General features: G+C 37.1%; 23 protein-coding genes and 1 pseudogene. 20 read left to right on the top strand and 4 right to left on the bottom strand.

Annotated elements, in window-relative coordinates; all coding sequences use genetic code 11:
• Nucleotides 1-68: 68 nt before the first annotated feature.
• The 11 genes and pseudogenes from MUW56_RS18800 (at nt 69) to MUW56_RS18850 (ending at nt 15172) form a co-directional block, all read left to right on the top strand.
• Complete coding sequence (locus tag MUW56_RS18800) at nt 69-1142, top strand: carbamoyl phosphate synthase small subunit (RefSeq protein ID WP_292014629.1); 1074 nt, start codon at nt 69-71, stop codon at nt 1140-1142.
• 41 nt (nt 1143-1183) lie between these two features.
• A complete protein-coding gene (locus MUW56_RS18805; protein WP_292014630.1) occupies nt 1184-1537 on the top strand; it encodes a four helix bundle protein in 354 nt (117 codons plus the stop codon).
• A 60-nt stretch (nt 1538-1597) separates the two neighbouring features.
• Nucleotides 1598-4872: pseudogene (gene carB, locus MUW56_RS18810) on the top strand (carbamoyl-phosphate synthase large subunit).
• A 434-nt stretch (nt 4873-5306) separates the two neighbouring features.
• Nucleotides 5307-8318, top strand: coding sequence for a hypothetical protein (locus MUW56_RS18815; RefSeq protein WP_292014632.1), 3012 nt, complete (start codon nt 5307-5309; stop codon nt 8316-8318).
• A gap of 1 nt (nt 8319) precedes the next feature.
• Nucleotides 8320-9003 (top strand): hypothetical protein, encoded by a 684-nt coding sequence (locus MUW56_RS18820; protein WP_292014633.1) that lies wholly within the window; start codon nt 8320-8322, stop codon nt 9001-9003.
• Nucleotides 9004-9166: 163 nt separating this feature from the next.
• A complete protein-coding gene (locus tag MUW56_RS18825; protein ID WP_292014634.1) occupies nt 9167-9592 on the top strand; it encodes a DUF1801 domain-containing protein in 426 nt (141 codons plus the stop codon).
• A gap of 201 nt (nt 9593-9793) precedes the next feature.
• Nucleotides 9794-10291, top strand: coding sequence for a hypothetical protein (locus MUW56_RS18830; RefSeq protein ID WP_292014635.1), 498 nt, complete (start codon nt 9794-9796; stop codon nt 10289-10291).
• A 167-nt stretch (nt 10292-10458) separates the two neighbouring features.
• Complete coding sequence (locus MUW56_RS18835) at nt 10459-12609, top strand: TonB-dependent siderophore receptor (RefSeq protein WP_292014636.1); 2151 nt, start codon at nt 10459-10461, stop codon at nt 12607-12609.
• Nucleotides 12610-12860: 251 nt separating this feature from the next.
• Nucleotides 12861-13871 carry a PepSY domain-containing protein gene (locus MUW56_RS18840; protein ID WP_292014637.1) on the top strand — a complete coding sequence of 337 codons (1011 nt, stop codon included), beginning with the start codon at nt 12861-12863 and terminating at the stop codon, nt 13869-13871.
• Nucleotides 13858-14136 carry a PepSY domain-containing protein gene (locus MUW56_RS18845; RefSeq protein ID WP_292014638.1) on the top strand — a complete coding sequence of 93 codons (279 nt, stop codon included), beginning with the start codon at nt 13858-13860 and terminating at the stop codon, nt 14134-14136. The genes MUW56_RS18840 and MUW56_RS18845 overlap by 14 nt, the downstream gene beginning before the upstream one ends.
• Nucleotides 14120-15172, top strand: coding sequence for an alpha/beta hydrolase-fold protein (locus MUW56_RS18850; protein WP_292014639.1), 1053 nt, complete (start codon nt 14120-14122; stop codon nt 15170-15172). The genes MUW56_RS18845 and MUW56_RS18850 overlap by 17 nt, the downstream gene beginning before the upstream one ends.
• 206 nt (nt 15173-15378) lie before the next feature.
• Here MUW56_RS18850 and MUW56_RS18855 read toward each other — a convergent pair whose 3' ends face one another.
• Entirely contained in the window at nt 15379-16407 is a 1029-nt protein-coding gene (locus tag MUW56_RS18855) for a hypothetical protein (protein WP_292014640.1), read from the bottom strand.
• 18 nt (nt 16408-16425) lie between these two features.
• Entirely contained in the window at nt 16426-17280 is an 855-nt protein-coding gene (locus MUW56_RS18860) for a hypothetical protein (RefSeq protein ID WP_292014641.1), read from the bottom strand.
• Nucleotides 17281-17345: 65 nt separating this feature from the next.
• Here MUW56_RS18860 and MUW56_RS18865 point away from each other — a divergent pair, with 65 nt between their 5' ends.
• From MUW56_RS18865 to MUW56_RS18910, 9 genes are all read left to right on the top strand, one after another.
• Entirely contained in the window at nt 17346-17864 is a 519-nt protein-coding gene (locus MUW56_RS18865; RefSeq protein WP_292014642.1) for a Crp/Fnr family transcriptional regulator, read from the top strand.
• 54 nt (nt 17865-17918) lie between these two features.
• Nucleotides 17919-18467, top strand: a complete 549-nt coding sequence (locus MUW56_RS18870; RefSeq protein ID WP_292014643.1) for a DinB family protein — start codon at nt 17919-17921, stop codon at nt 18465-18467.
• Nucleotides 18468-18510: 43 nt separating this feature from the next.
• A complete protein-coding gene (locus MUW56_RS18875) occupies nt 18511-19023 on the top strand; it encodes a methylated-DNA--[protein]-cysteine S-methyltransferase (protein WP_292014644.1) in 513 nt (170 codons plus the stop codon).
• A 128-nt stretch (nt 19024-19151) separates the two neighbouring features.
• On the top strand, nt 19152-19931 hold the full coding sequence (locus MUW56_RS18880; RefSeq protein WP_292014645.1) for an isocitrate lyase/phosphoenolpyruvate mutase family protein: 780 nt from the start codon (nt 19152-19154) through the stop codon (nt 19929-19931).
• Nucleotides 19918-20961, top strand: coding sequence for a bifunctional transcriptional activator/DNA repair enzyme AdaA (locus MUW56_RS22885; protein WP_367118539.1), 1044 nt, complete (start codon nt 19918-19920; stop codon nt 20959-20961). Before MUW56_RS18880 ends, MUW56_RS22885 begins: the two co-directional genes overlap by 14 nt.
• Nucleotides 20962-21493: 532 nt before the next feature.
• A complete protein-coding gene (locus MUW56_RS18895; protein WP_292014646.1) occupies nt 21494-22099 on the top strand; it encodes a DUF2911 domain-containing protein in 606 nt (201 codons plus the stop codon).
• Nucleotides 22099-22635 carry a GNAT family N-acetyltransferase gene (locus MUW56_RS18900; RefSeq protein WP_292014647.1) on the top strand — a complete coding sequence of 179 codons (537 nt, stop codon included), beginning with the start codon at nt 22099-22101 and terminating at the stop codon, nt 22633-22635. Before MUW56_RS18895 ends, MUW56_RS18900 begins: the two co-directional genes overlap by 1 nt.
• Nucleotides 22622-22993, top strand: coding sequence for a cupin domain-containing protein (locus MUW56_RS18905; RefSeq protein ID WP_292014648.1), 372 nt, complete (start codon nt 22622-22624; stop codon nt 22991-22993). Before MUW56_RS18900 ends, MUW56_RS18905 begins: the two co-directional genes overlap by 14 nt.
• A gap of 171 nt (nt 22994-23164) precedes the next feature.
• Complete coding sequence (locus tag MUW56_RS18910) at nt 23165-23545, top strand: PEGA domain-containing protein (protein WP_292014649.1); 381 nt, start codon at nt 23165-23167, stop codon at nt 23543-23545.
• 111 nt (nt 23546-23656) lie between these two features.
• Here the strand turns inward: MUW56_RS18910 and MUW56_RS18915 are convergent, their stop codons facing one another.
• Nucleotides 23657-24400, bottom strand: a complete 744-nt coding sequence (locus MUW56_RS18915) for a dienelactone hydrolase family protein (RefSeq protein ID WP_292014650.1) — start codon at nt 24398-24400, stop codon at nt 23657-23659.
• 129 nt (nt 24401-24529) lie between these two features.
• Nucleotides 24530-25141 (bottom strand): HAD family phosphatase, encoded by a 612-nt coding sequence (locus MUW56_RS18920; RefSeq protein ID WP_292014651.1) that lies wholly within the window; start codon nt 25139-25141, stop codon nt 24530-24532.
• Nucleotides 25142-25215: the final 74 nt, after the last annotated feature.

The raw sequence follows: 25215 nt of genomic DNA on the forward strand, positions 1-25215 counted from the left end.
AGAAAAAATAATATAGAACGAGGAAGTCTGACTTCTAATTTCTAAAATCTAATATCTAATTTTTAAAAATGAAGAAAAAATTAATACTGGAGTCCGGTGAAGTGTTTCATGGAGAAGGTTTCGGAGCAGAGTTGGAAACTGCAGGGGAAGTAGTTTTCAATACCGGAATGACAGGGTATCAGGAATTGATCTCTGACCCATCATACTGCGGTCAGATAGTTTGTATGACCTATCCGCTTATCGGGAATTATGGTATTAACCGTGATGATTATGAAAGTATCGAGCCGGCAATCAAAGGGCTTATCGTAAAAGAACTTTGCGATCTTCCTTCCAATTTCCGTACCCAGATCACTTTAGATGAATTATTTAAAAAGAAAAACCTTTCAGGAATTTCAGGAATCGACACCAGAAGACTGACGAGAATTCTTCGTAACCACGGGGTAGTGAAAGGAAAAATCGTAAATGCTGATGCTGACGAAAGCGCAGCAGCTTCGGAATTAAAATCAACGAACTTCCCGATCAATCAGGTAGAAATAGTTTCTACAAAAACTCCTTACGCAAATCCTAACAGAGGTTTCAAAGTAGTATTGGTTGATTTTGGCGCCAAGCTGGGAATCATCAGAGAATTATCCCAGAGAAATTGTGATATCATTGTCGTTTCTCAGGATACCACAGCAGAAGATATCTTATTAATGAATCCTGATGGAATCATGCTTTCAAACGGCCCTGGAGATCCGGAAGATGTACCGCATGCATTAGATATGATCCGCGGACTATTAGGAAAAGTTCCGATCTTTGGGATCTGCTTGGGACACCAATTGATCGGTTTGGCCTGTGGAGCGAAAACATTCAAATTAAAGTTCGGACACCGAGGAGGAAACCACCCGGTGCTGGATTTGGAGAAAAACAGAGTGGCCATCACTTCTCAGAACCATGGATATGCCGTAGATCAGGAAAGCTTGAAGGGAACAGATCTAATCGAAACACATATTGCTTTGAACGATAGAACCAATGAAGGGTTGCGACACAAAATTCACCCTTGCTTCTCTGTTCAGTATCACCCTGAAGCGAGCCCAGGCCCGGAGGACGCGAACTACCTGTTTGATGAGTTTATTCAAATGATGGAGGACTTTAAGAAGTAATAAGATTTTAGATATTAGACATCAGATAACAGACTTTGATCATGCACAATTTTGAAAAACTGATTTTTTGGCAGAAATCTATAGAACTTGCAAAACAGGTTTATATAATTTGTGCAGATCTACCAAAGGATGAAAAGTTCGGTTTAATTTCTCAAATTAAAAGGTCTGTAATCTCAATCCCTTCAAACATTGCTGAAGGAGCAGGGAGAAATAATGATAGTGAATTTTATCACTTTCTTGGAATTGCAAACGCATCCTCTTTTGAATTACAAACTCAATTGATTTTAATAAAAGAATTAGAGCTGGTCAATACAGAAACTGTCAACAGTTTAATATCAAATCTGAATGAAATTCAAAGAATGATTTATACATTCAAATCTAACTTAAAAAAGTAAACATAATGTTGGAAATCTGACATCTGAAATCTAACATCTTGTATCTTAAAAAAAAGAAAAATGGCAAAACGTACAGATATAAAAACAATTTTAGTAATCGGTTCAGGACCTATCATCATTGGTCAGGCAGCTGAATTTGATTACGCAGGAACGCAGGCTTGCCTGTCTTTGAAAGAAGAAGGCTACAAGGTAATTTTGATCAACTCAAACCCTGCAACGATCATGACCGATGTGGAAATCGCCGATAAAGTATATATCGAACCGATTTCATTACAGTTTGTAAGCCACATCATCAGAAAAGAACGTCCGGATGCATTGCTCCCAACACTTGGAGGGCAGACAGGTCTGAATATGGCGGTAGAACTGGAAAAATCAGGAATTCTTGAAGAATGCAAAGTGGAAGTATTGGGAACAAAGCTTTCTGCGATCAACAGAGCAGAAGACAGAGACCTTTTCCGTGAGCTGATGAGAGAATTAAATGAGCCGGTTCCTGAATCTGATATCGTGAACACAGTAGAAGGAGCACTGGCCTTTGCTGATGAGATCGGATATCCTGTAATTGTTCGTCCTGCTTTTACAATGGGAGGTACCGGAGGAGGTATTGCTTCCACTGAGGCTGAATTGAAAGAAATTGCCGAGCTGGGACTGAAATATAGCCCGGTGACCCAGTGTCTTATCGAGAAATCGATTGCCGGTTTCAAAGAAATTGAATATGAAGTAATGCGTGATGCAAATGACAATGCCATTGTGGTTTGTAACATGGAAAATATAGATCCTGTGGGAGTTCATACAGGAGATTCAATTGTAGTAGCACCATCTCAGACGCTTTCAGACAGAGAGTACCAGTTATTGAGAAATGCTTCTTTAAAAATCATCAGAGCCTTAGGAATTGAAGGAGGATGTAACGTACAATTGGCATTAGACCCGCATTCTTTCAACTACTATATCATTGAGGTAAACCCGAGAGTATCCCGTTCATCAGCTTTAGCGAGTAAGGCAACCGGATATCCGATTGCAAAGATCGCTGCGAAAATTGCTGTAGGACTGACGCTGGATGAAATTATGAATCCTGTCACAGGAAAGACATACGCATGTTTCGAACCTGCACTGGACTATGTGGTTACTAAATTCCCAAGATTCCCATTCGATAAATTCGAAACAGCGGACAGAAGACTTTCTACTCAGATGAAAGCGACTGGTGAAGTAATGGCGATCGGAAGAAATTTCGAAGAGTCTTTACAGAAAGCGATCCGTTCATTAGAAACAGGAATCAAACACTTAGGATTAAAAACAAAGCAGGCCCAGGCACTTACCGCAGAGGAAATCGAAAGAAGAATCAGAGTATGTGATGATGAAAGATTATTCATCATCGGAGATGCTTTAAGAAGAGGGTACGACTGGGAACAGATCGTAGAATGGAGTAAAATAGATAAATTCTTTATCTGGAAACTTAAGAAACTGGTTGATTTCGAAAAAGTTATTGCGGAAAATAAATTTGATAAAGAAACACTGATTGAGGCTAAAAAACTAGGTTTTGCAGACATCAATATTGCTGTTCTTTGGAATGTGACAGAGCGTGAGATTTTCAATTTCAGAAAGGAAAACGGACTAATGCCGGTATACAAAATGGTGGATACCTGTGCCGCCGAGTTTGAAAGTGAGACTCCATACTTCTATGGAACCTATGAAGAAGAAAATGAAAGTGTTGTTTCCGGCAAAGAAAAGATCATCGTACTAGGCTCAGGACCTATCAGAATCGGCCAGGGAGTTGAATTCGACTACGCGACTGTTCACTCGGTTTGGGCGATCAAAGAAATGGGTTATGAAGCGATCATCATCAACAACAACCCTGAAACAGTTTCCACAGACTTCTCCATCTCTGACAAACTATACTTCGAGCCGCTTACGGAAGAAGATGTAATGAACATCATCGAGCTTGAAAAACCTAAAGGAGTGGTGGTTCAGTTCGGAGGACAAACAGCAATTAACCTTGCCGATAAATTGGCATCCCACGGAGTACAGATCTTAGGAACTTCCCTGGAAGATCTTGACAGAGCTGAAAACAGAGATAAATTTGAAAAAGCACTTCAGGAACTTGGAATTCCTCAGCCAAAAGGAAGGACTTCCACTTCAAAAGAAGAAGCTATAAAAATTGCCAACGAAATCGGCTATCCGGTATTGGTACGTCCGAGCTACGTGCTTGGAGGAAGAGCAATGGAAATTGTATATGCAGAAGCAGAACTGGCGCACTATATGGAAAATGCGGTAGACGCAAGTCCTGAACACCCTGTCCTGGTTGACAAGTATATGGTAGGAAAAGAAATCGAAGTAGATGCGATCTGTGACGGGGAAACCGTGGTGATTCCTGGAATTATGGAACATATCGAAAGAGCGGGAGTTCACTCCGGAGACTCTATCGCAGTGTATCCGCCACAAAATATTTCCCAGAGCGAAATCGAAACCTTGGTAGACTATACGAAGAGACTGGCAAAAGGACTGAAAGTGATCGGATTGATGAACATTCAGTACGTCCTTTTCGAAGGAAACGTATATGTGATCGAAGTAAACCCGCGTTCTTCAAGAACAGTTCCTTTCTTGTCCAAGATCACAGAGGTTCCGATGGCGAATCTTGCAACAAAAGCAATCTTAGGACAGAAATTAACGGATCTAGGCTACAAGGATGGTTTAGTTCCAAATAAAGAAGGGGTATTTGTAAAAGTCCCTGTGTTCTCTTTCTCAAAATTAACAAAAGTGGATATCTCGCTAGGCCCTGAGATGAAGTCTACCGGAGAGGTTATGGGGAAAGATACCACCCTGGAAAAAGCGCTTTACAAGGGCCTTGTTGCAGCAGGGAGAAAAGTTCCTATGCACGGTTCAATCTTATTCACAGTAGCAGATAAGCATAAAGAAGAAGCTGCAGCATTAGCCTCAAGATTCCATGAAGTAGGTTTCAGAATCTGGGCTACAGAAGGGACTGCAAAATTCTTTGAAGAAAAAGGCATCCCTTGTAAGATCGGATACAAGATCGGAGAAGAAAGTGTAAACCTTATTGACCTGATCCAGAAAGGAAAAGTTCAGTATGTTGTGAATACCACTACAAAAGGTAAACAGGCTGAAAGAGACGGTTTCCAGATCAGAAGGATGAGTGTGGAAAACGGAGTTCCTTGTCTGACGTCAATGGATACGGTAGAAGCGATCTTAAAAGTAATCGAAAGCATGAGTTTCAAAATGGAAACGATGTAATTTCGGATAATCCCTATGATTTAAAACCCCTCGTAAGATATCTTACGAGGGGTTTTTACTATTTACTGTTCCAAAATACCACAAAAGGGTGATTGATACTTACTCTTATATAAAGTACTTTTGATAAGCAATAAATACTTATTCAGTGGTATACTGACAGACAGTTTACCGTTACTCTAGTTGGAATTGATGTGCTGTATAAACTTAAGTGTAAGCATCTTTGATTTGCGGACCCGATTGATAATAAAAGACCCAATATAAGCTATGCTTTAGTAAAAACATATGACAACAAAGAATTTATTTTAACACCGAATATCCAAATAAATTTTTCGATTTGAGATTGAATCCTGTAACAGATGATGTAATTATAAATTGGAAACAATAAGGAATGCAATGTCCTTGCAAGGGCACGGAAAACCTACTTCTATTGAACGTAGTTCTGAAAACTACTATTTTCAGTAGTACCCACCGCTGTATATCAGCCAGATAGAGCAATTAAACTCAGACTTAAAAAAACAAAACACATATGGACTGTCAAATTATTCAAGGTTCAATAAAGAACAAAGAAGAGCTGGAAAGTAAGCTTAGCATATTAGCGCCAAGTAAGTTTTTAAACTCAAATTCCATTTTGGATTTTGAGAGATTTAAAAAAGTGGATGTCGATTGGCTTGATGTATTGAATATTGATAAAAATAATGTAGATATTATCAATAGTAATTTTAAAACTTCTATCCAATTAATTCAAGAATACTTTTTTAAATATTGGAGCTACAAAAAGTATTATCCCTTATTAAATACAGAAAAGAACAATTTTAATGAAACCCTCCAATTATCTGATACTGACATCAAAAATAAATATTGGATGTTAGCGGAAATAGGATATTTATCCAATAAAAAACAAAATGTTCTGTATTCAACACCGGATGTTTTTTGTATCATTCATCATGAATCTGAAAGATTATATTATTTTTCAAACAAAAAATACGATTATTTTACAAAAACTGATTTTGAGAAAATATTTGAAATAACAGATTTAGAGACTTTAAGTATTCAGGAGTTTTGGAGTGAATTAGATCAACATGACCTTCAGTTAAATGTAAATATTTGTTTTAAAAAATCAACAGATAATACTTTTAATGAAAAATATTTTTTTCCAAAAAATTCATCAATTGACAGGAGCTTAATTTTCCTGCGTGAAGAATTTTTTAGGTTAGATAATGAATTGATATTTTTAACAAAACTAAAAAATGTCTATGAAGCTAATACAATAGATGCGACTACTAAAAATGAAATACCCAATTCATCAAAACTTGACGATATTGCCGCCAATTTTTCAAATACCCTTGACCAGGAACAATTAAATATAGCTAAGCAAAGCTATTTTGAAATTTGTAATCGGTTTTTTGAAATCAAGAATAGGATTGAGAATATTAACCAGGATTTTAAAAATATAGGGTATTTCATTTGTACAGAAAATACAAAAGAAATATATACGGCAAACGGAAAGAATGTAACTCAGGATGTATTACAGAAATACAACCTAACAAGTATTGCAAAAGGAGATATATTCAGGTTAATTGAAAAATCATTTACTTATTCATATACCTATCCTTATCAGGAATCTGTTTGTGATTTAAGAATTCCATTAAGTCCGTTTGGAGGTAATGTTTGTGTGAAAAGCCATAATGAAACCCGTTATGGAGTAGGGTATCAAACTGAAATCTTACCTGTTCCGGTAAAAGTTGATTTGCTTGATCCTTTGGAAAGCTACAAGATTCAGCTGCAAAGTGATGTAAAAGATATTCATTTTTTTACATTCATCAAAACCTTCGAGGGCTATGTATCGGAACATGATGGAACTTTTATGTCTCAAATACTCAAACAATGTGAAGAAGACGAAAGCTTTAGACTTAATTGTGTCATCATTACTTATGAATATGATTTCATTCTCACGGAAAAAAAATATCCGGTTGATGCTAAAATTTTCTTTGCCCCCCTTCCAGTTCTGTTTTCCCAGGATTTACCCGATTTAAGCATAAGGGAAACCTTGGCTTACAGAATTGCTTGGGAAGGCGCTGAATTAGGTCAGCTTGTCAATTCTGTTAACTTGGCTCCCGGCGAATCCCGCCAAATATCTTTAAGCACATCGTTTACACAGAATACCACCAAGTCTAGCTCTCTAAAGAACACCTCTGACTTAAATACGTCAAATTCTTTTGACTTGTCAACAGAGTTACAGAATGAAGCTACCAAAGAAATCTCGAAAACCGATTCGTTCAGTGCGAATGTCAGTGGAAGTTATGGCGGTGTAGTATCAGGAGGTGCCAGCGGTAGTACGACTTCAACGGTGAAAACATTTACCCGGGATATGAGCAAGCTGGCCAGAAAAACAAGTGCTTCTATTAATCGTAGGCTGGTTTCAGAAGTAAATGAATCATCTTCACAATCTATAACCGTTAATCAATCTTCCAGCAGAACATCAAATATTTCCAATATCAACCAGGGTTCCACTTTGAATTTAATGATCTATCAAATAAATAATCGGTTTAAAAGCGGACTGTTCCTGGATGAACTCCAAATGTCGATAACAAAAACAACCGAGCTTATTCCTAATTCGGGATTATATGAGGCTAAGTATTATAATTTTCACAATTTGGAACTGTATATAGAAAACATCATTGAGAGCATTAATCCTTTGCTTATTGAGGAGGTTTGCTGTTGTGAAAAAGCGGAAATTTCGGAACGGCTCGCTAAAATTATTAATGATCTTATTCATGAGGAATATGCTGAAGAAAGCAACGTGATAAGTATTGAGCCTGTTGATCATACCCAATTAAAAAAAATAGATAACGATGATAAAATAAAAGACATATTTAAAGAAAAACGGGCAAATCTAATTTATAACAATAAAAAAAGTAAATATTATAATCCGGAAAAATATAAAAAAGAGAAAGATAAGCTGGATGAAAATAAATCAATATTAGATGAAAGCAAATCAATATTTTACAATAATACAAAAGAATATTCCAATACGCTGAAGACAAAATCTTTAATAAATAAAAACTTATTTGAACTCGAAGAACTGAAACAGGAATCTTACTTTACAATAAATTCCGGAGCATTTTATATAGATTCATTAGTTGGAATTAATCCTGCCACTGAGCCTTATTCAGACGATATGAGAAATCTGGAAAAAGAAAGGGTTAAGGATAAAAATAATGAGCAAAAAATTAAAAACCTTTTGCTGCAAAATGAGTTGCCCTATATCACCAAAATATCTAGTGATAAAGAAAAGAATAGAAGCATTATTCATCTTTCAGTAAAATTAAAGTGTAAATGTTTTCTGCCTGTATTCTGTAACTGTTCAAAACACTTTAAAGTGTATGTGGACGACCACCTGGTTAGCTGTAATATTAAACTGAGCAAAGACAAATATTATGTAATAATTCACTGGGATAACGAAGTTCCATGCTTGCAGGAGCTGGAACAAAAGCTTGAAATTGTATGTAAAAATCTGGTCATTAAATATCTCCACTAAGATGCTTCCAACTCCACTAAGTTATCCCGATAAGAAGAATTTAACTTATCCAAGTTTAACATTAAATAATGAACAATTTTGTGCGTTCTTAGCAGGTCTGGACTACAATGAACTTCAGTTTCGGTATCGTAAAGTGCTGGAACAATATAAATTAAAGAAAGACTACCAAAATGATTTATTGAAAATCAAAAAAGAATTAGAGAATAAGAAGTTTTTTGCGTCAAGCAATGGAGAAGCGTTATTGTACCTTATGACCATTTCAAAAACCCTTTCCAAGATGACCCTTGAATTAATACCGGAAGCAAAATTATTGAGTACGATTCAAAATTATATTTATGATATAATAGATGCTGTTTTTGGTTCAAAGAATATGGAACCGAATGATTTTGAGGTTCCCAGCCATATAAAAGATCAATACGTTGACCTGCTGGGAAAATATCAGCCCTTGTATGTCATTGCCGACAATATGAATCAATTAATACAAGATACCATTAAAAATGAAGGCGAAGTCAAAGCCTTTATTAATGACTACAAAAATCTTATGAAAAATTTGGAAAACCAAGTCAATGGCTGCTCTAGTCAGCTTAAAATGATGGAAAATGATATGGACTCGATTAAATCCTTAAAAGACTCGATCAATCGATATAGGACTGAAAATTGTTCTGGAAATATTCCATTGTCCTGACTGTAAGCGATCCTGTTATGATCCTATTGGTGAGTAAGACTAATCAGAAATAAAATAAGCCGGGCTCCGTAAGAAAACTTACGGGGTTTTTTATCTTTGAAATTAAAAGCCTCCTAATTTTGTCTGATTTAAACTAGGATTATAGTGATAATAAATAATTTATATGAGCATACAAGAACAAATCGAAAATTACATTACCAGCCAAGCGGAACCCAAACGTAATGATATGCAAGAGCTTCACCTGCTCATATTACAGACCATGCCCAATGGTAAGCTCTGGTTTTTGGAGGGTAAAAACAAAGAAAATAAAACGGTTTCCAATCCAAACATAGGATATGGATCATACACCCTGAAATATACTGACGGCACAACCAGAGCATTTTACCGGATCGGTCTGAGCGCCAATACAACAGGGATTTCAGTCTATATCATGGGGATTAAAGACAAAACCTACTTAGCCCAAACCTATGGTGAAAAAATAGGAAAGGCAAGTGTAAGCGGATATTGTATTAGATTCAAAACATTGAAAGATATCAATATTGAAATACTTGAAGCTGCAATACGGGATGGAGCTGGGCAAGATCATTAATTTTTTATTGGCTATTATGATTTGAATGCTTTGGATCTTTTGTGCTTAAACAATAAGTATTAAGTTTTTTTTTATTTAATCAATTAAAAATCAGGTTAAATTTTTTTCTGTTTAAGAGATTGTATAAATTAGAGGGGCAAAAAATGAACTGCATTATTGATATTTTAAAATTGATAAAATCCCTCAAAACTAAAAACAGCCATGGCAGAATATTACGCAAAATCAACCCATTCCTTATCTTTTGAGGTAACGAAAGACAGTCAATTCATAGGAAGGCTTATCTATAAAAGCTGGTTTAAATTTAATGCTGAAATAGAGATTGGAAACCGTTTTTATCTGGTTGAACCGAAAGGTTTCTGGGGAACTACTATTGAGCTGAAAGATAATGAAAGAGTCCTTTTGAAGTTCCGGATGAACTGGAACGGGGAAATTGTGATACAGACTTATTTTGAGGGTGTAAAGGAGGGTTTTCTTTTTAAACACCGGGGAATATTTAAAGAATCATTTGTACTTGCTGATCAGCAGGGAGATGAACTCTTTGTCATGAAGCCTCATCTGAAATGGACCTCCATGAATTACGAATATCATATTACCACTGCTGAAAAATTTGAAATGCTTTCTAATAAAGAAATACTACTGATCAATTCCTTGCATTGTGCCAATTACTATATGTCGATGATGGCATCGGCAGTAGTATAGCTAAATATCATTACATATCATCTTCTGATGAAATAGAGGGTTTCCGGATTTCTGGAAACCCTCTATTCATGCTTGTTTTTGTTCAAAGAATTTTATGATTTGTATCATGTTTTTATTTAGAATTAATAAAAATAAAATAATTTTGCAGCACTAAACTTAATTATAGAATGAAAAGAACAATTATTTCTGCTGCACTGTTGACGGTTTCACTGTTGAGTGCCCAGGAAGCAGACACCCTTAAAGTGGCTGAAATCCAGGCGGTATCCCTTCAGGGAACACACAATTACAGAACCAAGAAATCAGAATCAGTGGCAAGGCTTCCTTTGGAAAACCTCGAAAATCCTACCGTTTACAATCTGGTTCCCAAAGAGATCATCAGTGAAATGAATGCCATAGATTTCAATACGGCAATGGCTTCTGCCCCGGGAGTCGTAGTGAACAACAGTGTGAATGATAGCGGAAATGATATTTTCCTGAGAGGATTCAGTTCCAATGCGAGCTTCAGGAATGGTTTGACTCAAAATCCGAGAGTACAGTCGGAAATTGCCAATATTGAAAGAATAGAAATCATCAAAGGACCCTCAGGAACCTTATTTGGAGGAACACTGGCCAATTATGGCGGAGTAGTGAATGTAGTGACCAAAAAACCGCAGGAAAACTTTGGGGGAATCATCAACTATACGACAGGAAGCTGGGGGATGAACAGAATCACCGCAGACATCAACACTCCATTGAATAAAGAAAAAACAGCTTTGGCCAGATTCAATGTCGCTGCCTATTCCCAGGACTCCTTCCAGGATGCAGGTTTCAGTAAAGGGGTATTTTTCTCAGGAAGCGTTTTGTATAAAGTAAGTGATAAAACTACCGTAACGCTGGATACTGAATTCCATGCTCCAAATAAAACCCTTAATGCTTACGTAAGAAACTCGGAAAAGCTGAATTATCATTCGATGAAAGATCTGGAAGTAGCTTATAAAAGGGCATTTACGAGTAATGATATCGGATCTAAAAGGACCAATTTTGTAACAATGGCTGAAGTGACCCACCAATTTAATGATCAGTGGACCTCCAGAACTTCCTATCAGAGAGGAGAGGCTAATGAAAATGAATCCATCTTTCTGGTACTCAGGTACCTGAATAATAATCAGGTGGAAAGAATGATCCGCCCTTTTGACAGCTATAAAATTACTACTGATAACATTCAGCAGAACTTTATCGGAGATTTTAAAATAGGAAATTTAAGAAACCGGCTGGTTGTAGGATTCGATTACTTCCAGCAGACTTCCAAATACCAGTTCCCTTATTATGCAGCCAATGGATACAGCAATGTTTTCATGCCTTATGATAAAGTAAACCTTGACAGTTCTTCAGCATGGGATCCGATTTCAAGAAATAAGTTTATGACTACGGAGAGAAAATCTACAGAATCCGATATTACCAGATTCAGAACATTGAGCGCGTATGTTTCTGATGTTTTGAATATTACAGATAACCTCCTGATCATGGCGAGCTTGAGAGTAGACAGCTATAAAAATGACGATACCGTTATTAATGGAGTGGAAATTTCAACGCAGAACGGCTATCCTGAAAATAAAGTGGCAGGGTATCAACAGACCCAGTTTTCTCCCAAGTTTGGACTGGTGTATGAAATAGTGAAGGATCAAATTTCATTCTTTGCCAATTATGTGAATGGCTTTAAAAACTACGCTCCCTCCCTCAACGAAGCAGGAGTTCTGACGAAATGGGATCCCGAGCAGGGAAACCAGATTGAGGGAGGTTTCAAACTGGATCTTTTTAATAAAAAATTACTGACAACGGTAAGTTATTATAACATCAATGTTAAAAACAGACTTGTTGCTGATCCTGGCGGAATAGGAAGTATTCAGGACGGAAATATTAAAAGCCAGGGATTGGAGATCGATCTTATTGCCAACCCGTTCAAAGGATGGAATATCGTGGCCGGTTATGGTTATAATGACAATAAATATGATGACCGCAGTAAAGACAGCGGGAAAAGAATAGCATGGACACCTAAACATGTTGCCAACCTTTGGACAAGTTATAAGATCATGGATGGAGTTTGTGAAGGACTTGGCTTTGGGGCAGGATTTAATTTTGTAGATCAAACCTACATCAATATTATTAATCATTTCCTTGCACCAGCCTATACAACGGTAGGAGCCACTGTGTTCTATGATAAGAAAAAATACAGGATCGGTCTGAAAATGAATAATGCCCTGGATGAAAAGTATTGGAACTTCTATGGGCAGCCACAAAAACCAAGAGAGATCCTCGCCAGTTTCGCATTTAAATTTTAAAACCTAAAAACAAAAAACAAGTGATCTCAAGCTTAGATTAAAGTTTGTTGGAAAACGCAAAGGCACAAAGTGTTATCACGCATCCTGTTTTTAAGGCGCAAGAAAAGCAAAGATTTTCAGCAATCATCTCGCGGGAGATTATAAGTCTGCTTGGAATTTGCGTGCTAAGAAACAAGTATCAAATTTTAAAGATAAAATCTTTCCTTGCGTTTGTCCAACACGCTATCTCAAGAGATCATCCTTTTACAGATATGGAAAATAAAAAAACTAACCCAAAGAAAAAACAAGGGAAATCCCTGACGAAGAGAATCACAGGATGGCTGCATCTCTGGCTCGGGCTTGTTTCCGGGATTATTGTACTGACGGTGACCCTTTCGGGAACGGTATTTGTCTTTTGTGACGAAATTATAGATCTATGTGGCGGGAGTGCCAAATATGTGCAGGCTCCGGCCCATGCAAAAAAGAGGTCTCCTGAGGAGCTGCTTGCACAGTTCCATCAGCAGGTTCCGGACAGGAAAGCATTTTATTTTGATACCTATAAAGAAGCGGACAGAACCTTCAGAGTAGCTTCTGCAACGAAACCGCCTAAGGATAAGAACGCTGGGAACGCCAAAAAGCCTAAAGGCAAAGGCCGCGGTCCGAGAGGAATATTTGCCTACCATTATCTTGATCCTTATACCGGAAAAGTGATGGGTTCTACAAAAAGCTACGAATTTTTCTATGTAGTGGCTCACATCCATGCTCAGTTATTGGCCGGAAAGTTTGGGAAAACAGTCGTGGGAGTAGCTTCAATTATATTTTTCATACAATTGATCAGCGGCCTGATTCTTTGGTGGCCTAAAAAATGGAACAGGACGACAAGAACTGCAGCATTTAAAATAAAATCAGGGACAAAATGGAGACGAAAGAACTACGATTTTCATAATGTTTTTGGTTTTTACTCCTTGCTGCCGGCGGTATTTATTACTATTACAGGATTGATTATGGCTTACAAGGTTTTAACAGATCTTACCCAGGAAGCTTTTGGAGGGGTTGCTGATGCTCATACAATTGCAGAAAAGTATAAGCCTGAATTTGATCCTGAGAAGAAAACCTTATCCTATGCTGATTTTGTAGACAAAAATTTCAAAGCATTCCCTGAAGCAAAACAGATCAGAATGAGTATTCCCAGGAATGATTCATCTACAGTTTATAATGTGGTCGCCGCTAAATTTATAGGACTTAAAAGCCTTGTCAAAGGGAAAAAGTATGGAAGCCAATAAATACACGGGAAATGAAATTGTTTATCCCAGAGAAGTTCAGATGCATGAGGTGATTGAACATATGAATTTTGACCTTCACGTAGGGTATTGGGGCGGAATGTTTGGAAAGATCTTCACGTTCATTATCGGGATGATCTGTACAAGCCTTCCGGTTACAGGATTCCTGATCTGGTGGGGAAGAAGAAATAAGGCTCCTAAAAAAAATAAAGAAATCAAAAATATTCATCAACACAGAAAAGATTCACATCATGAACAACTGGTTTAAATTTTTATATCTGCCCGTATTTTTATTCTTTTTATCCGGAAAAGCCCAGGAAAAGATAAATATAGGAGAGAAGCAAACGCTATTTTCAAAAGTTTTAAATGAAAACAGAGAAATCTGGGTTCATCTTCCAAAAACGTACGGAGACCATACCATTAGCCCTGCAAAATATCCTGTGATTTATCTTTTGGACGGAGAAATCAACTTTGAATATTATGCTGGGATGACCGATTTCCTGGCCCGGACACCGTATGCTGATATCCCGGAATGTATTGTGGTGGGGATCAAAAATACGGAAAGAACAAGAGACCTTACTCCAACAAAATCTCAGAAAAAAAGCCCTGTAAACCCAAATCTTAGTCTTTTTGCAGACAGCGGCGGAAGCGAAAATTTTGTAAAATTCCTGCAGGAAGAGGTAAAGCCATTCATCAATAAAAATTATAGAACACAGGAGTATTCTGTTTTAGCAGGACATTCTTTCGGAGGACTGTTTGCAATTAATACACTTCTTAATCACCCTGATTACTTCAATGCTTATGTGGCGAATGATCCGAGCTTATGGTGGGATAACAAGGTTTTAATTTCCAGAACGAAAGCATATGTAGAAAAGAATAAAAAATTCCCGGCAAAGAAATCTTTATATGTTTCTCAGGCTGATAATGGTGAACGGCAAAAAAACTGGAACTCTGATATGACGGAAGCGATTGAAGAATTTAAAGAAATTGTAGAGAAAAACGGATCTCTGAATTATAAACATCGTTTTTTTGAAGGAGAAGTCCACGGTACGGTTTCTTACCCGGGAAATTATGAAGCGCTGAAGTTTATATTTAATGGCTTCAGAACGGATATCAAGCAGTTGGCCAAAAATCCGGAATTGCTAGAAGAAGATTATAAAAAATTATCGGATAGAATGGGTGCGGAATTTACTCCTTCGGAAGATTATCTGAATGTGGTCATCAAATTCATGAAGAGTAATGGTTTCAAAGAATCCGAAACCTATTTTATGAATCTGAAAGACAAATATTATTCTAAGAAATAATAATTGAAATAAAAAAGCAAATCGGTTCATGAACCGATTTGCTTTTTTTGCATTATAATGCTAAAATTAAGTTTTGGCTAAATGGGTTGTTGATTAAAAAAACGGGCGGAAGCCCGTTCCTATTGAATGTTCTCTCGCAGATTTTGCTGATTGAGCAGATTTATTTTAAAAGCCTATCCACAGCAGATTCTTTTCAAGAGCTTTTCTTAATGCCTGTTATCACAATTTATCAGAAAATCCTTCTCCTTTTTATCTAAAAAACTAATAGAGGGACAGCCAAAAGATTGTGCAAGAAATCCAAAAATAACAGGAGGTTTTCCTTTGAAAAGAAGACCTGTCCATTGGGAAACATTGGCTTCATCAGCATCTATTCCATAAAGAGGCAAGAATTCTCCGCCATCACTTCCTGCAAGGCTGAATGTTTTCTCAGTAATCTTTTCTTTATGATCATCAATGACTACCAGTCTGCGTTCTACAGTATTTCCTTCTTCAAGATAATCCTGCAGATAATAGGTCAAATTTTCATACTGTGACTGGTAGGTTTTTCCCTGGGTAAATTTTGAATGGGTAAAATATTTTTTTGAAATATCAGCAGTGGCTTTTTGCCATTTCACTGCTTTCATTTTATTTTCTACGAAAGGATTTTTATTCCCAAAATAAGCGATGGCATTATTATATCGGTCGTAGTCTGTTGTTTTTCGGTGGGTGGCTACCTGAAATCCCATCATATAAGATTCCGGATCTACTTCATCACTATCTGAATAAGGACTTAAATAAGCTACAGCTTTTAATTGGCTGAGCGGCATTCTTTGAAGCTTGTTAGATTCATACTCATAAATATATAATGAGTCATTTTCCGTAAGATGAATGCCCTTAAGCATTTTTTTTCTGCTGGGAGCATCCAGTTCAAAATGCTGCAGTTCTTCAAAAGACATCTGCTTATGATTTTTAATAATATCTGCAGGAATAGGCTGCACTCCTTTATAGATATCTGAAACAGAAATAAAAATATTCATATCAGCCTCTTTTTCTGCTGATGAAATGATAGACAGGCTGAAAATATTAAAGTTTGTATCATCTATTTTCTCTTCAGTTTTTACTGTTTTTATAGTATCCTTCGTGGTTTTTGTTTCTGTGGCAACCGTTTTCTTCTCTTCTTTCTGACAGCTCAAAATAACCAGTTGAAAAAATAAAAGTGCTGCGGCAGTTTTGATCTTTATTATCATTCTTAACATTAAGGTGTTTATAATATTCTAATTCATTTTGTAATAAGACTCTGAAAAGTATTTGCTGGGTTTGATGTAAGCCATTTTTCTCTCGGCATCAAAGATCCAGATAAATCTCCGTAGCATATCTGCTCCAAAATAGCTGACATTTTGATTTTTCAATTCTCCGGTAAAAAATCCTACCGAAATATCTTTAAAAACAAAATGTTCCAGTTTCAAAAAAGGAAGAACTCCCTGCTTGATAATCAGGCTTTCGCCTCCGGAATCTTTCAGTATCTTTTCTCCGGTTATTTTGAGTTTCTGGTTCAGGTCCTGTTTTTCAGTGAATTCGTTACTGTATAACACGCCGCCGGAATATCCGGACTGAAGGGCAAAGTAAGATTCCTGTTGTTTTTCACCGTCAATAACATTATCGGCGGAAATATAAAACGCCTCATGATCGTAGATAATCTTAACAGGCTGATATCCTTTGAGATCCGGTTTCTGATCGTAAATAACAAACTGGTTGTGATCATAATCAATTTTAAACGTCTTTCCTTCAAAAAGCCCGGTGCCTATTTTTCCGTCAGCTTCATAGCCGGACAGCTCATTATCAAAAAAACGGACATTTTTCAACGTCAGTTTTCCTATATCAACTGTATTATGATCGCTTATTTCGTTTTTATTGAAAATGATATGATCTGCTTTCCGTTGTCGTTCAGGAGAAAGAGATCCGTCTTTCATGGCGATCTGGAACATCAGATCCAGTGAATCTTTTTTATTGACAAGAGTTTTTACAATAATGTTATTGTATTTGGTAAGTCTGAAGGGAATGGTTTGCTGGGCTTTTATACTGAAAACAGCGGCAAAAAGCAGCAGCGAAAGACCTGTTTTTTTGAGCATTGATGTGATGGTGTTAAAACTTTAAATTTACCCATTATCTTTGGAATGACAAATAACAAAATGAAATGGTAGATAAATTGCTTCAGAGCGGACTTCATTGGGAAAAGAAAGAATTCAGGAGGAATGAGTTTCTGAAGATTCCGGGAAGTACGGATACTCATATTTATTTTATAGAAAACGGAAGTCTCAGGATCTTTATGACGGATGAAAAGGAAGAAAGGATTATCCGGTTTGGCTATACCGGAAATATGATTGTTTCTTTAGATTCATTTCTGTCAGGAAAGCCGTCAGATCTTTGTATACAGGCTATTAAGAGATCCTCTGTAAAAATAGCCTCAAAAAAAGATTTTTATGAGTTGATCTGTTCCGGTGAGGAAAATATGAAATTCTGGATAAATATTCTCGAAGATGTGGTTTTACAGCAGCTGGAAAGAGAAAAAGACCTTCTGATCCATTCCCCGAGAGAACGTTTTGAAAGAGTTTTAAAAAGGAGCCCACAGCTTTTCCAGGAAGTTCCCAATAAATATATTGCCAATTATCTCCGGATGTCACCGGAAACCTTATCGAGACTTAAAAAATCTTGAGCGCAATCAATATTTAAGAATAAAATGATTCTGACATTTGCACAAAAAGCTTCCATGAAAATTTTAACTTCACAATTATTAGATGAGCTAAAGCGTATTACCGAACAGCATTTACAATCTGCAGACACTTTTTTACAGAAACCTGATCATGAATTGAACTTCAGGGTTTCAGCAGACAGCTGGAGTATACTGGAATGCCTGGAACATCTTAACCGTTACGGTAATTTTTATATTCCTGAGATCAGCCGTAAAATTTCCTCATCCAAATCATCTCCAAGACCTGTTTTTACCCCTGGTTTTTTAGGGAATTATTTTGCTGAAAGCATGCTTCCTAAAGAAAAATTAAATAAGATGAAGACCCTTAGAACCATGAATCCGATTCACAGCCGGCTCAATAAAGAGGTGGTAAATGAATTTGCGGGCCAGCAGCAGCAATTGCTTGAACTATTGGAAAAAGCCGGACATATCGATTTGGAAAAAACGAAAACCCGGATCAGTATTTCAAAATGGATCAACCTGAAACTGGGGGACACCCTTCGTTTTGTGATTTATCACAATCTGAGGCATATGGCACAAACCGAACAGATTCTGAAAAACTTCTGAGAATTGAAGCTCTGAACTCCCAAAAAGTATTAATTTTAATCTAATGGAAATCATCTATCAAAAAACCATATCTACTCCGCTTGGAGAAATGATAGCCTGTGCTGTAGATCAGGGTATCTGTCTGCTTGAATTTACAGACCGGAAAAATATGGCAAGGCAGTTTACCTCGTTGTCTAAAGCTCTGAATGCTGAGATAATAGAAAAAGAGCATATGCTTTTCAATCAGCTGGAAGAAGAGCTGGAAGAATATTTTGAAGGAAAAAGGCGGAAATTTGATGTTCCTTTATTTATTACAGGAACTGAGTTTCAGGAAAAGGTGTGGCAGCTTCTCCGCGAAATTCCAATGGGAGAAATAAGAACGTACAAACAACAATCCGAATTTTTGGGGAACCCGAAAGCGATTCGGGCGGTGGGAACAGCCAATGGAATCAACAAGATTGCTATTTTAATCCCATGTCACCGGGTTATTGGCTCAAACGGTGAGCTGGTAGGCTATGCCGGCGGAATCTGGAGAAAGCAAAAGTTACTGGAACTGGAAAAGGCTATTTTGTTTTAAACGGAAATTCTCTACACCATCTTGCGGGTTTCCTCTGCAAAAAGGCTGTTACATATCCTTCAAAAATACCTGTTCATTTTTCGGTTGCTCAGTGCCCAACAATACTCCTACTTTTGAAAAAAATAATAATGATCAGTTTTAAAAGTTTACATCAGGGAAAAGAACCTTTATTATTAGGTAATGTATGGAATGCACAAAGTGCAAGAGCCTTTGAAAAGTCAGGATATAAAGCGTTGGCAACTTCAAGTTCGGCAGTAGCCCTGAGTTTGGGATATGAGGACGGAGAGCAGATGACTTTCGAAGAGTATTTTTATATGATTAAAAGAATTAAAGAATCAGTTTCAATTCCTCTGTCTGTTGATTTAGAAGCAGGATATGGCCCTGCAGATGATATCATTGTATCCAATATTCTAAAGCTTTTGGACATAGGTGTTGCAGGGATCAATCTGGAAGATACTTATGTGGTGGAGGGTAAAAGAGAGCTCATGGACAGAGAAGCTTTCTATGAGAAACTTGAAAAGATATTTTTGGGATTGAAAGAAAGGCGGGGTGACATTTTTATCAATATAAGAACAGATCCTTTTTTACTGGGTATTGACAATGCACTGGAGGAAACTTTAAGAAGAGCTGAACTTTTTGAAAAACTTAATGCTGACGGAATCTTTGTTTCGGGAATGACTGTTGACAATGATATCAAAACAGTTGTGAATGCTACTTCTCTTCCGGTCAATGTAATGGGGCTGCCAGATTTGCCTGATTTTGATACGCTTACTGCATTAGGAGTGAAAAGAATTACTTCAGGAGGCTTTTTAAACCGGCATATTTACAATGAGCTGGAAATAATAAGCACAGAGATCATCAATAACAGAAGTTTTTCAACCCTTTTTTGTACCCATGAAACTTACTGAAAAAATAATGTACGAAGCCTCTTATACTAAAGATGTTTCGTTTGAAGGCATATTCTGGATGGGTGTAAAGACCACCGGAATATTCTGCAGACCGACCTGTACGGCACGCAAACCCAAATTTGAAAACGTAGAGTTTTTTTCCAATACAAAAGATGCTATGATGAAGGGATACCGGCCTTGTAAGGTATGCAAACCACTGGAAAACCTTAATGTCACTCCTCAGTCTATTAAAGAATTATTGCAGGAGATCTCTGAAGATCCGTCACTGAAACTCAAAGATGATGATCTTGTAAAGAGGGGATTGGAACCGGCAACGGTCCGCAGATGGTTTTTGAAACATCATGGCATCACTTTTCACGCTTTCCAGAGAATGTTTAAGCTGAATACAGCTTTTAAAAAGCTCCGGCAGGGGGAATCTGTTACCGATGTAGCCCTGGATACAGGATATGAAAGCCTTAGCGGGTTCAATGAAAGTTTTAAAAATATTTTTGGAGCATCCCCCAAGAATAGTAAAATAGAGAAAATCATTGACCTGAAAAGGATTGAAACAAAGCTTGGAACCATGATAGCCTGTGCTGATGAAAACGGAATCTGCCTCCTGGAATTTTCTGACAGGAAAGCACTTCCTACAGAACTGAAAGGGATATCAAAACATTATAATGCCAATATTGTCCAGGGAGAAAACCCTCATTTTATAACGTTGGAAAATGAGCTTTCCGAATATTTTGAAGGGAAAAGAAAAATATTTACAGTTCCTCTTTCCCCTGTAGGGACGGCTTTTCAGAAACAAGTCTGGAAGATTCTGCAGGAAATTCCCTATGGAGCTACAAGAAACTATCAGGAACAGGCTGATATTTTAGGGAATCCAAAATCAGTAAGGGCGGTGGCCAATGCCAACGGCTTCAATAAGATCTCTATTATCATCCCCTGTCACCGGGTTATTGGAAGCAGCGGCCAGCTGACGGGCTATGGCGGCGGAATGTGGAGAAAACAAAAGCTGCTGGAACTGGAGCAGGCCATTCTTTTTTAGAAATCTCTTCAAAAAATGATTTTTATAGATGATCTTTATCCTCTGAAGAAAGTTTACCCATTTTTATGAAATCAAAAATTCCGCTGATCTTAATTTTTTCGAGACTTATTATTGGGCTTATCATCATTTCTTTAAGTCTTATTAAAATAGAAAATTATCAGACAATTGCTGTCGTTCTTTTATCCATAGGATTATTGACTGATATTTTTGATGGAATATAGCAAGACATCTTCATATTTCAACTCAGAAACTCAGACGTCAGGGTTCTACTGTTGATCCTGAAAGACTGGACCCATGATGTGCCAACGGTTTACCATTCCATAATGCTCAGACAGGGAAAGCCTATTAAAAAAAGCAAAATTTTTAACAGCTAGCATGAAGGATTGATCAATGAAGTATGCATTTATAATACCCTGTTGCCGGTTATGGGAAGCCCTTGTGATGGCAGAAAAATCCGGAAAAAACAAAAATTATTGGAATTGGAGAAAGCTATTTTGTTTTGATTTTTGTAATTTTAAACAAAAATTTACACGTGAAAAAGTTATTAGCAGCAGTTTGCCTATCAGTTTCAGCATTCAGTTTTGCACAGGATTATTCCGTACCGGCAGCGAGCCCGCGTCAGAAGGTGGAACAGCAGTTTTCAATGTCTAAAATCTCCATCGACTATGGAAGACCGGGAGTGAAAGGACGTAAGATCTTTGGAGACCTGGTTCCTTACGGTCAGGTTTGGAGAGCGGGAGCTAACTCATCCACGAAAGTTACTTTCGGACAGGCCATTAACTTTGGAGGAAAAATTGTTCCTGCAGGAACGTACGGATTGTTTATCATCCCTACAGAAAAAGAATGGAAAGTTATCCTGAACAAGGATTTTCAGCAATGGGGTGCTTATACGTATGATCCGAAACAGGATGTAGTAGACGTTACAGTACCGGTCAATAAATTGGCAGATAAGCAGGAGTGGTTTGAAATCACTTTGAATCCTACAGATGAAAACTCAGCCAATTTAGTATTAAAGTGGGATTATATGCAGGCGGAAGTTCCTTTGAAGCCGTCAAAACTGGATACCGTGATCAAGATTTCTGATAAGTTGAAAGAGATCAAGAAAATAGAATCAGATTCTTCTAAAAAAGCTAAATAATGAATTTTTCTGTTCAGCCTGTTTTAGAGAATGAAGAATTTCAATTAATCCCCTTACAGCAAGGGGATTTTGAATCTTTATATGAAGTAGCTTCAGATCCGAAGGTCTGGGAACAGCATCCCAACAAAGACCGTTATCAGAAAGAGGTATTCCAAAACTTCTTTTTGGGAGCTATGGAAAGTGGAGGAGCTTTTAAAATTATTGAGAAAGCGACCGGAGATGTATTGGGAAGCAGCCGTTATTATAATTTTGACGAAAATGACAGCCATATTTTCATCGGTTATACTTTTTACGGAACGAGATCCTGGGGAAAAGGGATCAATCCACAGATTAAAAAACTGATGTTGGATTATATCTTCCAGTTTGTAGATAAGGTTCATTTCCATATCGGAAAAGAAAATTTCCGTTCACAGACCGCTTTGGAAAGATTGGGCGGTAAAAAGATTGCTGAAGAAGAAGTGGCCTATTTTGCAGAACCCGCAAGAACTAATTTTGTGTACGAAATCAAAAAAGAAGATTGGTATGAAAAAATATAAAATCCAGCAGTCTCCATTTATCGTTCCTACGACAGACGGAAAACTGATCGAAGAACACTGGGGAAACTCTACCGGAAATTCCAATGTTTCCATTGCTCATATGGTAGCTCCTCCTGATTGGAGCGAACCGCATCAGACACCGGAGTTTGATGAGTTTACCTATATTATTTCAGGAAAAAAACAATTTGAAATTGACGGCGAAATCGTCGTTCTTGAAAAAGGACAGAGCATCCTGATTGAAAAAGGAGCCAGAATACGGTACAGCAATCCGTTTTCAGAAGCTTGTGAATATCTTGCCATTTGCATTCCCGCATTTTCTATGGAACTGGTCAACAGGGAAGAGGAAGGAGTAGACTAAGATTATTTTTTATTAAAGATTAAAAAAAGGCAAATTCGCGAATCAGCAAATTTGCTTTTTTTGTAATGTATTGTTGAGGAAATGTTAAGGCGGAATGATTTTGTGGATATATTAATACTCATTGTTTGAATTTATTTTGTAAGTTCGCGGGCTGAAAAATAACTTTTAAACATGAAAAACAATCTATCTATTGTATTATTACTGGGCATCGCGCTTTCTGCCACCTCATGTGCAACGATCTTTACCGGGACCAAAGATAAAATAGCTTTCAATTCAAATCCTGAGGGAGCTGTGGTATTCCATAAGGGAGTTGAGAAATGTAGTACTCCATGTACTGCTGAAATCACAAGATCATTAGGCAAACAAACGGTTACGTTTGAAAAAGAAGGTTTTAATAAGAAAGAGGTGAAGCTTACAAAAACTTTTAATCCGGTATCATTGCTAAACATTATTCTCGGGGGAGCAATAGGTATCGGAATTGATGCTGCCACAGGATCTCTGACTAAATATTCTCCAAAGAAATATGACGTTGAATTAGAGGCTAAGCAGTAGTTAACCATTTAACAATATAATAGTTTAACAATGTATCAATGGCTCAATGGCTCTGTACAGATCATGATAGATACATTGTTAAACTTATCATTCGGAGTGCCGGATTGAATTTTATTTTAAAATTTCTTTTAAAAATAGTAAGGTATGATTCCACGCTCTTTTGGCCATTGTTTCATTGTAATCCGGGGACTTGGGATCTGTGAACGTATGTTTTGAATGGGCATATGTAATGATCTGCCAGTCAGCATTTCCCTCATTCATCTCTTTGATGAGGTTGTCATAGTCCTGTTGGCTGACACTTTTATCATCCGCCGGGTTTTCAACCAGAATTTTCACGGGTAAACTTTCATTTTTTCTGGTCTGGTCCTTGGCCAAACTTCCGTGAATGGAAACTACTCCTGCTACAGGTAATTTCCCTCTGGCTGATTCTAAAGCTCCGGTACCTCCAAAACAATAGCCGATAACAGCTGTTTTATCAGAAATTGCCCCATTTTTTTTCAATTGTTCCAGGGCTAAAGAAATCCGTTTTTGATATTCTTTATAATTCTGCTTATAATAGCCTGAGGTTTTTGCGGCAGCTTCATTGTCAACAGGAATTTTTCCTTCGCCGTAAATATCAGCAATAAACGCGATGTAACCTTGCTTTTCAAGCTCAAGAGCTGCTGTTTTTGCTTCCTCGTCAATTCCTTTCCAGGCCGGAAGAATCAGAACTCCCGGAAGTTTTTTTCCTGCATTAGACGTAACCAGGCCGTTCAGCTTTTGTGAGCCGTCCTGATAGGAAACCGGTTTAAGCTTTTGACTGAAAAATGTTCCTGAAGCCATGATCAATGTAGTTAATAAGATTGAACGTATCATATTTTATAATTTAGCAATGATTAAGGTGATATATTTTTAAAATCTAAGAAAATGATTATTAATAAAAATCCTCAACTAAATTAATGAAAATAACTTAATTGAGGATTTGATATATGATTATGCCGTAAATTAAATTTTTACCCCTAAGCCCGCTAATTCCTGTTCAAGATCTGTATCCGGCAGGACGTGAATCGTATGAAAGCCTAAAGATTGTGCCATTTCAATATTCTTAGGATTGTCATCAATGAAAACCGACTCATTAGCATGGATATGATATCTTTCCAGCAATACATGCCATATTTTCGGATCAGGTTTGATCATTTTTTCTATTCCGGAAACGACAATTTTACCGTCAAAGATTTGAAAGAAATCATAATTTTCAAGAGCATAGGGAAAGGTTTCTGCAGACCAGTTGGTTAGCCCAAACACTTGATATTCCGTATTTCTCAATTTTCTCAGTACTTCCACATTTTGAGGAATATCACTTTTAAGCATCACCGTCCAGTTGTCATAGTAAGCTCTGATCTCCTTTTCCCATTCAGGAAATTTCTTTATCTGAATCTCTGTTCCTTCCGAAAGGCTTCTTCCTCTGTCCTGTTCTTCATTCCATTCAGACTGAGCGATATTTTCCAGGAAGTATTCCATTTTTTCATTGTCTTTGAAATATTCTTTGAAAAAATATCTGGGATTCCAATCCATCAGCACTCCTCCGAAATCGAATATGATATTCTTAATTTTCATATTAATTATTATATTTTGAATTAAGTTAATTGTAGTGTGATTGTTATAGCTTTTGATATTCCCCGGGAAGCTCA

Origin of the sequence: Chryseobacterium sp. (assembly GCF_022869225.1) — a bacterium.
Taxonomy (GTDB): Bacteria; Bacteroidota; Bacteroidia; order Flavobacteriales; family Weeksellaceae; genus Chryseobacterium.

Coding starts and splice junctions, on each gene's coding strand:
- MUW56_RS18875 (WP_292014644.1), top strand. CDS start 18,511: ATGGAAATCATCTATCAAAAAACCATATCTACTCCGCTTGGAGAAATG.
- MUW56_RS18800 (WP_292014629.1), top strand. CDS start 69: ATGAAGAAAAAATTAATACTGGAGTCCGGTGAAGTGTTTCATGGAGAA.
- MUW56_RS18805 (WP_292014630.1), top strand. CDS start 1,184: ATGCACAATTTTGAAAAACTGATTTTTTGGCAGAAATCTATAGAACTT.
- MUW56_RS18915 (WP_292014650.1), bottom strand. CDS start 24,400: ATGATACGTTCAATCTTATTAACTACATTGATCATGGCTTCAGGAACA.
- MUW56_RS18815 (WP_292014632.1), top strand. CDS start 5,307: ATGGACTGTCAAATTATTCAAGGTTCAATAAAGAACAAAGAAGAGCTG.
- MUW56_RS18920 (WP_292014651.1), bottom strand. CDS start 25,141: ATGAAAATTAAGAATATCATATTCGATTTCGGAGGAGTGCTGATGGAT.
- MUW56_RS18905 (WP_292014648.1), top strand. CDS start 22,622: ATGAAAAAATATAAAATCCAGCAGTCTCCATTTATCGTTCCTACGACA.
- MUW56_RS18855 (WP_292014640.1), bottom strand. CDS start 16,407: ATGTTAAGAATGATAATAAAGATCAAAACTGCCGCAGCACTTTTATTT.
- MUW56_RS18835 (WP_292014636.1), top strand. CDS start 10,459: ATGAAAAGAACAATTATTTCTGCTGCACTGTTGACGGTTTCACTGTTG.
- MUW56_RS18820 (WP_292014633.1), top strand. CDS start 8,320: ATGCTTCCAACTCCACTAAGTTATCCCGATAAGAAGAATTTAACTTAT.
- MUW56_RS18910 (WP_292014649.1), top strand. CDS start 23,165: ATGAAAAACAATCTATCTATTGTATTATTACTGGGCATCGCGCTTTCT.
- MUW56_RS18850 (WP_292014639.1), top strand. CDS start 14,120: ATGAACAACTGGTTTAAATTTTTATATCTGCCCGTATTTTTATTCTTT.
- MUW56_RS18845 (WP_292014638.1), top strand. CDS start 13,858: ATGGAAGCCAATAAATACACGGGAAATGAAATTGTTTATCCCAGAGAA.
- MUW56_RS22885 (WP_367118539.1), top strand. CDS start 19,918: ATGAAACTTACTGAAAAAATAATGTACGAAGCCTCTTATACTAAAGAT.
- MUW56_RS18900 (WP_292014647.1), top strand. CDS start 22,099: ATGAATTTTTCTGTTCAGCCTGTTTTAGAGAATGAAGAATTTCAATTA.
- MUW56_RS18860 (WP_292014641.1), bottom strand. CDS start 17,280: ATGCTCAAAAAAACAGGTCTTTCGCTGCTGCTTTTTGCCGCTGTTTTC.
- MUW56_RS18880 (WP_292014645.1), top strand. CDS start 19,152: ATGATCAGTTTTAAAAGTTTACATCAGGGAAAAGAACCTTTATTATTA.
- MUW56_RS18825 (WP_292014634.1), top strand. CDS start 9,167: ATGAGCATACAAGAACAAATCGAAAATTACATTACCAGCCAAGCGGAA.
- MUW56_RS18870 (WP_292014643.1), top strand. CDS start 17,919: ATGAAAATTTTAACTTCACAATTATTAGATGAGCTAAAGCGTATTACC.
- MUW56_RS18830 (WP_292014635.1), top strand. CDS start 9,794: ATGGCAGAATATTACGCAAAATCAACCCATTCCTTATCTTTTGAGGTA.
- MUW56_RS18865 (WP_292014642.1), top strand. CDS start 17,346: ATGGTAGATAAATTGCTTCAGAGCGGACTTCATTGGGAAAAGAAAGAA.
- MUW56_RS18840 (WP_292014637.1), top strand. CDS start 12,861: ATGGAAAATAAAAAAACTAACCCAAAGAAAAAACAAGGGAAATCCCTG.